The organism is Rhizomonospora bruguierae, from assembly GCF_018397995.1.
Classification (GTDB): domain Bacteria; phylum Actinomycetota; class Actinomycetes; order Mycobacteriales; family Micromonosporaceae; genus Rhizomonospora; species Rhizomonospora bruguierae.
In genome coordinates, this window is the sequence record NZ_BBQH01000043.1 from 16,890 (window position 1) to 27,879 (window position 10,990).

General features: G+C 75.2%; 9 protein-coding genes. 2 read left to right on the plus strand and 7 right to left on the minus strand.

Annotated features, from left to right (window positions below; genetic code table 11):
• Window positions 1-141: 141 nt before the first annotated feature.
• Genes KJS59_RS21485 through pdhA form a run of 3 tightly spaced genes read right to left on the minus strand, consistent with a single transcriptional unit; the run spans window position 142 to window position 3,760 of the window.
• Window positions 142-1,581, minus strand: a complete 1,440-nt coding sequence (locus KJS59_RS21485) for a dihydrolipoamide acetyltransferase family protein (RefSeq protein ID WP_213454759.1) — start codon at window positions 1,579-1,581, stop codon at window positions 142-144.
• Window positions 1,578-2,567: an alpha-ketoacid dehydrogenase subunit beta gene (locus KJS59_RS21490; protein WP_213454760.1), complete on the minus strand. Its 990-nt coding sequence runs from the start codon at window positions 2,565-2,567 to the stop codon at window positions 1,578-1,580. Before KJS59_RS21490 ends, KJS59_RS21485 begins: the two co-directional genes overlap by 4 nt.
• Window positions 2,567-3,760, minus strand: coding sequence for a pyruvate dehydrogenase (acetyl-transferring) E1 component subunit alpha (pdhA, locus tag KJS59_RS21495; RefSeq protein WP_213454761.1), 1,194 nt, complete (start codon window positions 3,758-3,760; stop codon window positions 2,567-2,569). Before pdhA ends, KJS59_RS21490 begins: the two co-directional genes overlap by 1 nt.
• 478 nt (window positions 3,761-4,238) lie before the next feature.
• Between pdhA and KJS59_RS21500 the strand changes: the two genes are divergently transcribed.
• The gene (locus tag KJS59_RS21500) at window positions 4,239-4,991 is read left to right on the plus strand and encodes a hypothetical protein (RefSeq protein WP_213454762.1); all 753 of its coding nucleotides are present in this window, start codon (window positions 4,239-4,241) and stop codon (window positions 4,989-4,991) included.
• Window positions 4,992-5,056: 65 nt separating this feature from the next.
• Here the strand turns inward: KJS59_RS21500 and KJS59_RS21505 are convergent, their stop codons facing one another.
• The 4 genes from KJS59_RS21505 to KJS59_RS21520 are packed head-to-tail and all read right to left on the minus strand — an operon-like array spanning window position 5,057 to window position 9,895.
• Window positions 5,057-6,268 carry a hypothetical protein gene (locus tag KJS59_RS21505; protein WP_213454763.1) on the minus strand — a complete coding sequence of 404 codons (1,212 nt, stop codon included), beginning with the start codon at window positions 6,266-6,268 and terminating at the stop codon, window positions 5,057-5,059.
• A gap of 41 nt (window positions 6,269-6,309) precedes the next feature.
• Complete coding sequence (locus KJS59_RS21510; protein WP_213454764.1) at window positions 6,310-6,462, minus strand: hypothetical protein; 153 nt, start codon at window positions 6,460-6,462, stop codon at window positions 6,310-6,312.
• Window positions 6,459-8,120, minus strand: a complete 1,662-nt coding sequence (locus KJS59_RS21515; protein ID WP_213454786.1) for a GTPase — start codon at window positions 8,118-8,120, stop codon at window positions 6,459-6,461. The genes KJS59_RS21510 and KJS59_RS21515 overlap by 4 nt, the downstream gene beginning before the upstream one ends.
• 5 nt (window positions 8,121-8,125) lie before the next feature.
• Window positions 8,126-9,895 (minus strand): ABC transporter, encoded by a 1,770-nt coding sequence (locus tag KJS59_RS21520; protein ID WP_376771231.1) that lies wholly within the window; start codon window positions 9,893-9,895, stop codon window positions 8,126-8,128.
• Window positions 9,896-10,719: 824 nt separating this feature from the next.
• On the opposite strand from KJS59_RS21520, the gene KJS59_RS31845 reads away from it, so the two are divergent.
• Entirely contained in the window at window positions 10,720-10,854 is a 135-nt protein-coding gene (locus KJS59_RS31845) for a hypothetical protein (RefSeq protein WP_283775837.1), read from the plus strand.
• Window positions 10,855-10,990 lie beyond the last annotated feature (136 nt).

Here is a 10,990-nt window from a genome sequence, read left to right on the forward strand (position 1 = left end):
AGATTCGACGGTGATGTCCGACACCAGCCGAAGAATCTAAGGTCAGCGCCGGCCTCAATGGGGTCATGAAACGGCTGCGGCCGGCGCTCCAGCGGGTCTTGCACCGCCGGGCGCCGGCCGCGGGCCGGGCTGGTTGAGGGGTCAGGTCCAGGCGAGCAGGGCCGCCTCCGGGTCGCTGAGGAAGGCTCCCACGTCCCGCAGGAACTTGGACCCCAGTTCGCCGTCGATGATCCGGTGGTCGAAGGACATGCCGAGCGTGGTGACCTGCCGCGCCCGGATCTTGCCCTTGTGCACCCAGGGCTGCTCCCGGATCGCGCCCAGGGCGAGGATCGCGGCCTCGCCCGGCGGCAGGATCGGGGTGCCGGTGTCCACGCCGAACACGCCGACGTTGGTGATGGAGAACGTCCCCCCGGCCATGTCCGCCGGCGAGGTGCGGCCGGCCTTGGCCGTCCGCACCAGGGCGGTCAGCTCGTCCGCCAGGTCGCGGAGGGTGAGCCGGCCGGCGTCCTTGATGTTCGGGACGATCAGGCCACGCTCGGTCGCCGCGGCGATGCCGAGGTTCACGTACTCCTTGATGATGATCTCGTTGGTCGCGGCCGACCAGGTCGAGTTGATCATCGGGTACCGGCGGATGCCGAGCAGGACGGCCTTGGCGACCAGCAGCAACGGGCTGATCCGGGCGTCCCGCCACTCGGCGCGCTCGCGGAGCCGGTCGAGGGCCCTCACGCCGCGCGTGACGTCCACCGTCAGGAACTCGGTGACGTGCGGGGCGGTGAACGCCGAGGCGACCATGTTCTCCGCGGTGAGCTTGCGCACGCCCTTGATCGGGGTGCGCTGCTCGCGGTCCGGGCCGAACGCCGGCGCCGCGACCGCGGTCGCGGCCATCGCCGGAGCCGGCGCGGCGGCCGAGGTGGCGGCCTGCACGTCCTCGCGGGTGATCGAGCCCAGCGGCCCGCTGCCCGTCAGGGCCGTGAGGTCGACGCCGAGGTCCTTCGCCAGCTTCCGGACCGGCGGCTTGGCCAGCACCGGGACCCGCGGGCCGACCGCCGCCGGCCGGCCGCCGGCGGGCGCCGACGACACCGGCGCCGCCACGGAGACCGGGACCGCCGGTGCCGGAGCGGGAACGGGCGCCGGGACCGGCGGCGCCGCCGGCTCGACGGCCGCGCCGCCGACCGCCGCCGCCATGCCGTTGGTCGCCGTCTTGCGGGCGCGGCGCTTGGCCGCGCCCGTCTTCGGGCCGTACCCGACCAGCACGGCGGTGCGCTCCTCCGCCACGTACGCCGGTCCGTCCGCCGGGGCGTCGTCCGCCGGCGGGTCGCCCGCCTCCGGGTCGGTGTCGATGGCGATGATCGGGGCGCCCACGTCCACCGTGGCGCCCTCCTCGTGGAAGATCGCCGTGACCCTGCCGGGCCACTTCGCCGGGATCTCCACGGCCGCCTTGGCGGTCTCCACCTCGACGATCGGCTGGTTCTGCGCGATCGTGTCACCGACCTTGACGAACCACCGGAGGATCTCGCCCTCGGTGAGCCCCTCGCCGAGGTCGGGCATCTCGAACTTGCGGATCCGGGACACGCCGCTCACCACCCGAAGGTCCGGTCGACGCCGTCCAGGACGCGGTCCAGGTCGGGGAGGAACTCCTCCTCCACCCGGGCCGTCGGGTACGGGGTGTCGTAGCCGGTCACCCGCAGCACCGGTGCCTCCAGCGAGTAGAAGCACTCCTCGGTGATCCGGGCGGCCAGTTCCGCGCCGAGGCCGATGGTGCCCGGCGCCTCGTGCACCACCACGCAGCGCCCGGTGCGCTTGACCGACTCGTACGCCGGGCCCAGGTCCAGCGGGGAGAGCGTGCGCAGGTCGATGATCTCCAGCGAGCGCCCGTCCTCCGCGGCCGCCGCGGCCGCCTCCAGCGCCGTGCGTACCATCGGGCCGTACGCGAGAACCGTCGCGTCCGTGCCCTGGCGCAGCACCCGGGAGGCGAACAGGGGGCGGGCGCCGTCCAGGGACGCGTCCAGGTCGACCTCGCCCTTCTCCTGGTACCGGCGCTTGGGCTCGAAGAAGATCACCGGGTCGTCGCAGGCGATGGCCTGCTGGACCATCACGTACGCCTCGGCCGGGTCGGCGCAGGCGACCACCTTGAGGCCGGCGGTGTGCGCGAAGTACGCCTCCGGGGACTCCGAGTGGTGCTCGACCGCCCCGATGCCGCCGCCGAACGGGATGCGGATCACGATCGGCAGGCGCAGCTTGCCCTGCGACCGGTAGTGCATCTTCGCCACCTGGGAGACGATCTGGTCGTACGCCGGGTAGACGAAGCCGTCGAACTGGATCTCGCAGACCGGCCGGTACCCGCGGATGGCCAGGCCGATCGCGGTGCCGACGATGCCGGACTCGGCCAGCGGGGTGTCCAGCACCCGGTTCTCGCCGAAGTCCTTCTGCAGGCCGTCGGTGACCCGGAAGACGCCGCCGAGCTTGCCCACGTCCTCACCCATGATCACGACCTTGGCGTCCGCTTCGAGGGCGCGGCGCAGGCCGGCGTTGAGCGCCTTGACCATGGTCATCGTCTTCGCCGCCATCAGTGCCCACTCCCCTCGAAGGACGCCTGGTACTCGACGAACCGCGCCCGCTGCTGCCGGATCTGCGGCGTCTCGTCGACGAAGACGTGGTCGAACAGCGTCACCGGCTCCGGGTCCGGCATCGCCAGTACCCGCTCGCGCAGGCTCATGGCCTCCGCGGTGGCCTGCTCGTCCACCTCCGTGAAGAAGCCGGCGTCCGCGATCTGCTGCTTCGCCAGGAACGCCCGCACCCGCGCGATCGGGTCCTTGGCCTGCCACGCCTCGACCTCGCTGATCCCGCGGTACCGGGTCGGGTCGTCGGTGGTGGTGTGCGCACCCATCCGGTAGGTGTGCGCCTCGATCATCGTGGGGCCCTGGCCGTGCCGCGCGTTGTCCAGCGCGTGCCGGGTGACCGCGTACGTGGCGAGCACGTCGTTGCCGTCCACCCGCACGCCGGGGAAGCCGAAGCCGGCCGCCCGCCGGTACAGCGGGATGCGGGTCTGCCGCTCGATCGGCTCGGAGATCGCGTACTGGTTGTTCTGGCAGAAGAAGACGATCGGCGCGTGGTAGACGCTGGACCAGATGAACGCCTCGTTGACGTCGCCCTGGCTGGTCGCGCCGTCGCCGAAGTAGGCGATGACCGCCTCGCCGTCGGCCGGGTCGTCGGAGTTGCCGACCTTCCCGTCCATGGCGATGCCCATGGCGTAACCGGTGGCGTGCAGGGTCTGCGCGCCGATCACGATCGTGTACATGTTGAACTTGTGCTCGACCGGGTCCCAGGCGCCCTGGTCGACGCCGCGGAACAGGCCCAGCGGCATGATCGGGTCGATGCCCCGGCAGTAGAGGACGCCGTGCTCCCGGTACGTCGGGAAGGCCATGTCCTGCGGGCGCAGCGCCCGGCCGGAGCCCACCTGGGCGGCCTCCTGGCCCAGCAGGCTGGCCCAGATGCCCAGTTCACCCTGGCGCTGCAGCGCGGTGGACTCGGCGTCGAGGCGGCGCACCACGACCAGGTCCCGGTAGAGCCCGCGGTATTCGGAATCGCTGAAGTCGACCGAGTACTCGACGCCGTCCGGGCCGGTCACCCGGTCGATCCGCTCACCCTCGGGCGTGAGCAGTTGAACCAGGTCGTCGCCCAGCGGCGCGCCCGGCTCGGCCGGCGGTGGACCGGCGGTACGCCGGTCGCGGAGCCGCGCTCCGCGGTCGCCCTTCGCCATAGCGTGTCTCCCTGTCGTGTGTGCGGCCGCGGGGTTGACCCGACCGGCGCGCGACTCTGGCGCCTTCCGGCGAATGCCGGGCAGGCTATCGGGGTGCCGCGCCCTAGCCCGGGTGGGGTTGCCGCGCGGCGTGGTCGGGGTTCGGGCGGAACCCCGGCCGGGGGGAGCGGCGGCGACGGTTCGGGCCCGGGCGTGGGTGCGCGCGAGCCGCGGCCGCGTTGCCGCCGCCTCCATCCTGGCAGACGAGGTGAGGGCGGCCACAGAGGCGGTTTGATCACATCAGCGATTCAATCGGTTGGTGGCCCATGTCGGCACCGGTTGCGCAAGTATCGCAAGGTCGCCGAACTAGCACAGTGCGTAGTGATGGCGATGTACCCGCGACCGCGTGACCCTGTTCCGCGTTAGCCCAGTCGCCGGACCCGACGGTCCATCGAAGACGTCCGACGAATCCCCCGGTTGTCGAGCGCGAGGAGGGCACGTGCCGCCCGATCCGCCCCTCAGGCACGAGCCCGGTACGCACCGGGCCCCGGCATACGGGCTGGCCGGCCCCGGCCGCCGGTACGCCCTGATCGTGCTGCTCCTGACGGGACTCACGTCGCTGCCCACGCTCGCCGCGATCCGGGCCGGCTCGGCGACGATCGACGACGCGGCGATCCGCGGCGGGACCACCCCGTTCGTCCCGCCACCGAGCCAGCCGCCGCCGGTGACCGTGCCGCCGCTGGTGCCGCCGACCGACGTGCCGCTGTTACCGCCCCGGCCCGGCCGGGACGCCCTCCCGCAGGACGCCTCGCCGATTTTGCGGCGGCCCGTCCCGCCCGGGCCGCGACCCGTCCTGGTCGTCGGACGGGACGAGTCGTCCAGCGCCGGGGGCAGGCGATGGATCGCCGAGTCGGCGACGAGTCCAGGCACCCACCGGCAACGCCCGCCGAAGCCGCTCCGGCCCGAACTGCCGCGCCCGCCCAAGCCGCCCCGGCCCGAGCCGCCCCGCCCGCCCGAGCCACCGCGGCCCAAGCCGCCGCGCCCGCCCGAGCCGCCGCACCCGCCCAGGCGGCCGCGCCCCGAGCCACCGTCCATCCCGGGGCCGCCCCGGCACCCGAAGGCGCCGTGCCCGCCGCCGAGGCGCCCCCTCCCGCCGAAGGTGACCAACCCGAAATGGCGGGACGGCCACCACCACCGGTACGAGAACCACGGGGGCGCAGGCAGGCCGAAGGGCGCCGGCCGCGGCCGCTAACGTGCGATCCGTCGTACGAGGAATGTCGCCCCAGGATCGTCCGATGTGGAGCGTGGTCGGGCCGGCTACTCGCCGAGCCGGTCGCGGTTCTCCTGGATCCAGGCGTCCACCGCGGCGGGGTCGTTCGGGTCCACACCGTCCGAGATGAGTTGGGCGACCGCCGCGGTGGCGGTGCTGCGCCGCTCGCCCGTGGCGTACAGCCGGGCGAACTCGTCCGTCATGTCCACCACCGCCGCGTCGGTCCGCGCCGCGGCGGTGGCCGGCAGGCCGCGCACCCGGGTCGCGTACGCGGCCCAGGCGCGCACCACGCGAGGCAGCATCGCGGCGTCGTCCATGTCCAGCACGGCGCGGCGGTGCACCCAGTCCAGCAGGAACAGTTCCGCGACCATCGGGCTCCAGCGCAGCGGCTCGGGGTCGGGGAAGCTCCCGGCGTAATCCAGGATCAGGCTCAGGCAGAAATGCAGCGACGACTCCTCGACGCCGCTCGCGTCGGCCAGCCGGGCCGCCGCGGCCTCCGGCGAGGCGAGGAAGTCGCGCTGGAGCCGGTCCCGCTCGGCGTCCATGAGCGGCCGCACCGACTCGGGCGCCGGCGGACCGTTGGCGGGCAGCGCCGCCAGCCGGGCGCCGACCAGGGCCCGGTCGGTGGCGAGCGAGCCGTCGTCCGGCAACTCGTCCAGGTCGTCGGTGAACGCCAGGTGCCGGGCCACCTCGCCGCGCAGCCGGGCGGGCGGCACCTCGGCGAACCAGATCAGCTCATCGCCGCCGCACGCCTCGCGCACCTGGCCGACGATCGGCGCCGCCGGGCCGACGAAGATGTCCTTCGCGATGCCGATGTTGTGGTCCACCAGCGCCACCACGGCGTGCTCCTCGCCGCCGCCGGTGTCGTCCTCGTACGCGAAGGTCGCCAGGTAGCTGGTCTGGTCCCCGTACACGTCGCCGTAGGCGTAGCTGCCGGTGAGCCGCACCCGCCCCAGGTGGGCGGACCACGGCGGTGCCGGCGGGCCGGGGCGGACGGCGCCGGCGCCGGGGGCGTCCGGCACGAGCGCTGCGAAAACCTGGCGGATCGCCGTGGCCGCCGCGCCGCGCCGGCGGGCCGTGGCGGCGAGGAAGTCGCCCACGAAGGCGCGCACCGCGTCCGCCCGGTCGTGCTCGGCGACCGCGTACACGCTGCCGAGCAGGGCGGTGCCGAGCATCTCCGCGTCCAGCGCGGAGGTCAGCTTGGTGACGTCGCGGGCGGCCAGGAGTATGGCTTCGTGCGGGGTCTTCGGCGTCGCCATGGTCCGACCCTACGCGGTCTTGGGCGCCGGTGTGGGCATCGTCACCGGCCGCTGCGGCCCGGGCGCTCGACCGGCCCGCCGCGCACCGCCGGCAACCGGCGCACCAGCACCAGCAGGGCCAGCGGCAGCAGCACCCCGCCGGCCAGGCTGACCCAGCGGTCCGGGCCGGCCATCAGCCCGTGGCGGGCGGTCACGAACGCCCGGCGGCGGTGAGCAGTTCGCGGGCGTCGGCGTAGGCGTGCAGCACCTCGCGGACCGGGGCCACCACGCACTCCCGGGCCACCTCGGTGACCGCCGCCCGCAGCCGGGCCTCCGCCCGCCGGGCGGCCCGCCGGGCACCCCAGCTGACCAGCGGCCTGACCAGCAGCGCCGCGAGCACCCCGAGCAGCAGGCCGCCGAGCAGCAGCAGCGTCGGCACCGGGGTCAGGCCCACCTTCGGGTTCTGCAGCGCCGGCAGGCCCAGCGCACGGACCACATACCCGGCGACCAACCAGCCGAGGCCGACCACCGCGGCGAGCGTCGCCAGCCACTGGATCACCCCGGCGACCCGCCACCAGACCGGCGTCCGGTGCACGCCCAGGTCGGTACCGGCGACCGCGCGGTCCAGCGCGTCCGGCACGTCGTCGAGGCGGGACCGGGCGGCGGCGGTGACCGCGGCGGGCCACGGCACCGGCAGGTCCCGGGCCGCCTGCGCGGCGACGCCCCGCACGGCGAGCCCCACGGCGGCGCGCTGCGCCTCATCCGGGTCCGGCACCGAGGTGACCGGGAGCGGGGCGCCGGCCTCGCCGCCCTCCTGCAGGTGCAGGCGGCGCAGCGGGTCCGGGCGGAGCCGGCCCAGCCAGCGCAGCAGCGGCCACCCGGCCGCGGCGGCCGCCCGCTGCCGGTACGCGCGCCCGGTCGCCGACACCACGGCGGGCACCCCGGCCGAGCCGGCCAGCGCGTCGGTCAACTCGCGGACCGTGACCCGGTCCACCATCTCCCGCGGCGCGGGCGGACCCACCGCGTCCGACAGCCCGGCCACCGCCTGGTCCACGTCGCCGTTGAGACGTTCCAGGGCGGCCTGCCGGGCGGCCACCGTCCGCTCCAGCATGGCCCGCAGCTCGCCGTGCCCGTTCGGGTCCACGGCGGAGGTCGCCAGCACCGGCACGTCGGGCAACTCGTCCCGCTCCAGCAGGCGGCGCAGGTCCGCCAGCAGCCGGGTGAGGTCGACGGCGCTGAGCCGGTCCGCCTGGTTGAGCACCACGACGGTCACCCCGGCCAACCGGTGGAACTCGCGCAGGTAGCTCTGGTGCACCACCCGATCGGCGTACTTCTGCGGGTCCAGCACCCAGATCACCAGGTCGACCAGGCCGAGCAGCCGGTCCACCTCCAGCCGGTGGCTCTTCTCCACCGAGTCGAAGTCCGGCAGGTCCAGCAGGACCAGGCCGTGCAGCGCCGCCTCGTCGTCGCCGTCCAGGGCGCTCTCCCGCACGAACCGGTTGCGCGGCAGCACGCCGACCCAGTCCAGCAGGCGGCCGGCCGGCTCCAGCGGACCCCACACGCAGGAGTGCGCCACGCCGGTGGTCGGGCGCAGCACGCCGACCGGGGACAGGTCCAGCCCGGCCAGCGCGTTGAACAGGCTCGACTTGCCGCTGCCGGTCGAGCCGGCCAGGGCGACCACGGTGTGGTCCCGGGACAGGGCCAGCCGGGCGCCGGCCCGCTCGACCGCCGTCTGCGCCTTCACCAGTCGCTCCGACGGCAGGTGTCCCTCGACCGTGCGCACGAACCGGCGCAGCGCCTCCACCCGGTCCACCAGCCGGTCGGCGTCGACCCGGTGGTCCGTCCGCAGCGCCTCCCGCATCCGGCTCACCATCCCGCTCACCCGAGGCCCTCCGGGGCGGCGGGGTAGCCGGCCGGGAAGTCGAGCACGGCCCGCCCCCGGGACAGGCCGGCGGCGGAGCGGGTGGCCTCCACCTCGGCCGCCGCCGCGCGCAGCCGCTGCCCCGGCTCGGCCGCGGCGTCCGCCGCGCCCAGCCGCTCCAGGTACCGGGCCGCCTCCTGGGCGAGCAGTTCCTCGACCCGGTCCAGCAGGTCTTCCCGGGCCTTCCCCGCCAGGCCGCGAATCGCCTGGTCGCCGAAGATCGCCTCAAGGATCTTCTGCGCGGCGACCGTCGTGCCGCCGGCCACCGCGATCTCCGCGCCGGTCGGGATGAACGCCGTCGAGGCGAACACCGTCACCATCACCAGCAGGCCGGTGGCGTTCACCGCGTACGCCGCGCCGCGCGCCGTGGCCCGCTTGTCGGCCGCCTCCCGGCGTACCAGGTCCAGCACGCTCCGCTGCCACTCCCGGACCAGACGCTCGGCCCGCTCGTCGAGGTCCGGCGACGGGCGCGACAACTCCGCCCCCAGCAGCGCGGCGCCGGCCGGATGCGCCTGCCAGCCCGTGTACGCCTGCTCGGCGGCGTCGCCCGCGGCGCCCCGGATGAGGGTCACCAGCCCGGACTCGATCGCCGTGCGCAGGTCGCCACCCGGCGCCGGTCGCCCCCGCACCGCCGCGGCGACCCGGTCCCGCAGCCGGCCGATCCGCGCCTCCAGGGCGCGCAGCAGCTCACCGGTACCCACGAACTCCTGCCAGCGGGCCAGCACCTCGCCGCGCAGCAGCGTCCCGTCCTTGACCCCGTGCGCCACGATCGCCAGCCCCGACCGGTACGCCGCGCCCACCCGCTCGGTGAGTACCTCGGTCGCGGCGGCCTGCTCCTCCACCGCCGCCGCGAGCCCCTCCACGGCGGGGCCGAGCGCCGTGAGCGCGCCGTCCAGCGTCTGGCGCACCACGGCCGCCCGCGCGGACGCGTCCGCCGCCAGCCGGGCGAACCACTCCCGCAGCGGGCCGACCTCCGCGTCGGGCAGCAGCCCCTGGCCGTCCACCCCGGTCTCGGTCAGCACGAACAGCGGCGCCTCGGCCAGGCCGTGCTCGGCCAGCATCCGGCTCAGGTGCCCGGCCACCGCGCCGGTCGCCCCGGGCGGCACCCGGTCCAGGACCAGCGCGGTCACCGTGCCCCGGAACCGCGCCGCGCGCAACAGCTCCCACGGCACCGCGTCCGCGTAGCGGGCGGCCGTGGTCACGAACAGCCACAGGTCCGCCGCCGCCAGCAGCTGACCGGCGAGGGCGCGGTTGGCGTCCACCACCGAGTCGATGTCCGGCGCGTCCAGGAACGCCAGGCCGGGGGTCAGCGCCGGGGCCACGACGAGCTGGAGCGTTCCCGGGTCGTCCGTCGCCGATGAGGTGCGGGTCAACCCCGGCAGCAGGTCCCCCTTGCGGAACCAGGAGCTGTCGGAGGGGTGGCAGACCAGGACCGGCGCCAGCGTCGTGGGCCGCAGCACACCGGTCGCGCTCACCGGCGCCTGGACCAGGCTGTTCACCAACGTCGACTTGCCGGCACCGGTGGAACCGCCGACCACCACGAGCAGCGGCGCGTCCAGCCGCGACAGGCGCGGCAACAGGTAGTCGTCCAACTGCGCCATCAGGCCCGCGCTCGCCTGGCGGGCCGCCTCCGCCGAGGGCAGCACCAGGGGGTACGCGGCCCCGCCGATCGCCGACCGTAACTCGACCAGCGCGGCGGCCAGATCCTTCGCGGGACCGACCGGCACCGGGACGGGCTCCGCCCAGGCGGCGCCGCCGTCGACCGCACCGCTCCCATTACCGGTGGGCGTGGTGTCGCGCCACGCAGCGCTCTCGGGGAAGCCCTCGCGGACCGAGTCAGCGGCGAGGCCGCCCGCGGTGACGGCTGCGACCTTGCCAGCCACCTCGCTGGCCGCCAGCCAGGCGGAATGCTCCGTGACTTCGTCGGCCGGCTCGGTGGCGGGGCCGCCGGCCGGGCCCGTGTGGGGGTCGCTGGCTGCCGTGTGGTCCGTGGCGCCTGCCGGCTGGGTGGGGTCATCGGCTGCGCCAGCGGCGGGCTCATTCGCGGTCTCGTTGGCTGGCGTGCTGGCGGGATGGTCTGTGGCTTCGTCGGCCGGCTGGGTGGCTGGGTTGCCGGCTGGGTTGGGTTCGCTTGCGGCCTCACTGGCTGCCGCGCTGGCGGAATGCTTCGCGGCTTCGCTGCCCAGGGCGGTGGCAGGGTCGGCGGCCAGCCCGGTGCCGGAGTCGCCCGCGGCCCCGACGGCCGGTCGGGTCTCGACGGACGCGGCAGGCTCATCGATGGATGCCAGCTCCTCGGGCGGCCCGGCCCCCGCCCCGGGCGTGGCCTTGCCAGCGGTGGGTTGCGCGCCCGCCGGCTCCTCGGAGGGCGGCGGCGTCTCGGGGTTGCCGTGCAGGTCAGGGGCCTGTTCCGGGATGTTGGGGGCGCCATCGGTGAACGACGGCTGCTCCTCCGACCGGGGTGCGGGATCCCCTTCGGCGGGCGTGGCCGAGCGCGCGGCGGCGGGCATACCGTGCGGCGTCACGCCCACACCCTAGTGTTTACGCGCCCGCCGTGCCTGACCAGTTCGCACGCCTCAACCGCGCCGCCCACCCCATCCCGACCCGCCCCGACCTGCTCCGCCCCGACCCGCGCCGCGCGCTCCGCCCCGACCCGCTCGGCCTTCGCCACCCCGGCCCCCGAGGGTGAGATCTTGGTACGACACGCCGCTTTTCTGGCCAGATCGGTACCAAGATCTCCCACCCGGCGGCCGCCACGGGCACCGACACGGCGCCGAAACGGACAGGTCCGGTAAGGAGTGCTGCTTCCTCTGCGGAAGCAGAGC

Excerpts from the sequence above, each read along its gene's own strand:
- KJS59_RS21490 (WP_213454760.1), bottom strand. The coding sequence starts at position 2,567 with ATGGCGGCGAAGACGATGACCATGGTCAAGGCGCTCAACGCCGGCCTG.
- pdhA (WP_213454761.1), bottom strand. The coding sequence starts at position 3,760 with ATGGCGAAGGGCGACCGCGGAGCGCGGCTCCGCGACCGGCGTACCGCC.
- KJS59_RS21505 (WP_213454763.1), bottom strand. The coding sequence starts at position 6,268 with ATGGCGACGCCGAAGACCCCGCACGAAGCCATACTCCTGGCCGCCCGC.
- KJS59_RS21515 (WP_213454786.1), bottom strand. The coding sequence starts at position 8,120 with ATGGTGAGCCGGATGCGGGAGGCGCTGCGGACGGACCACCGGGTCGAC.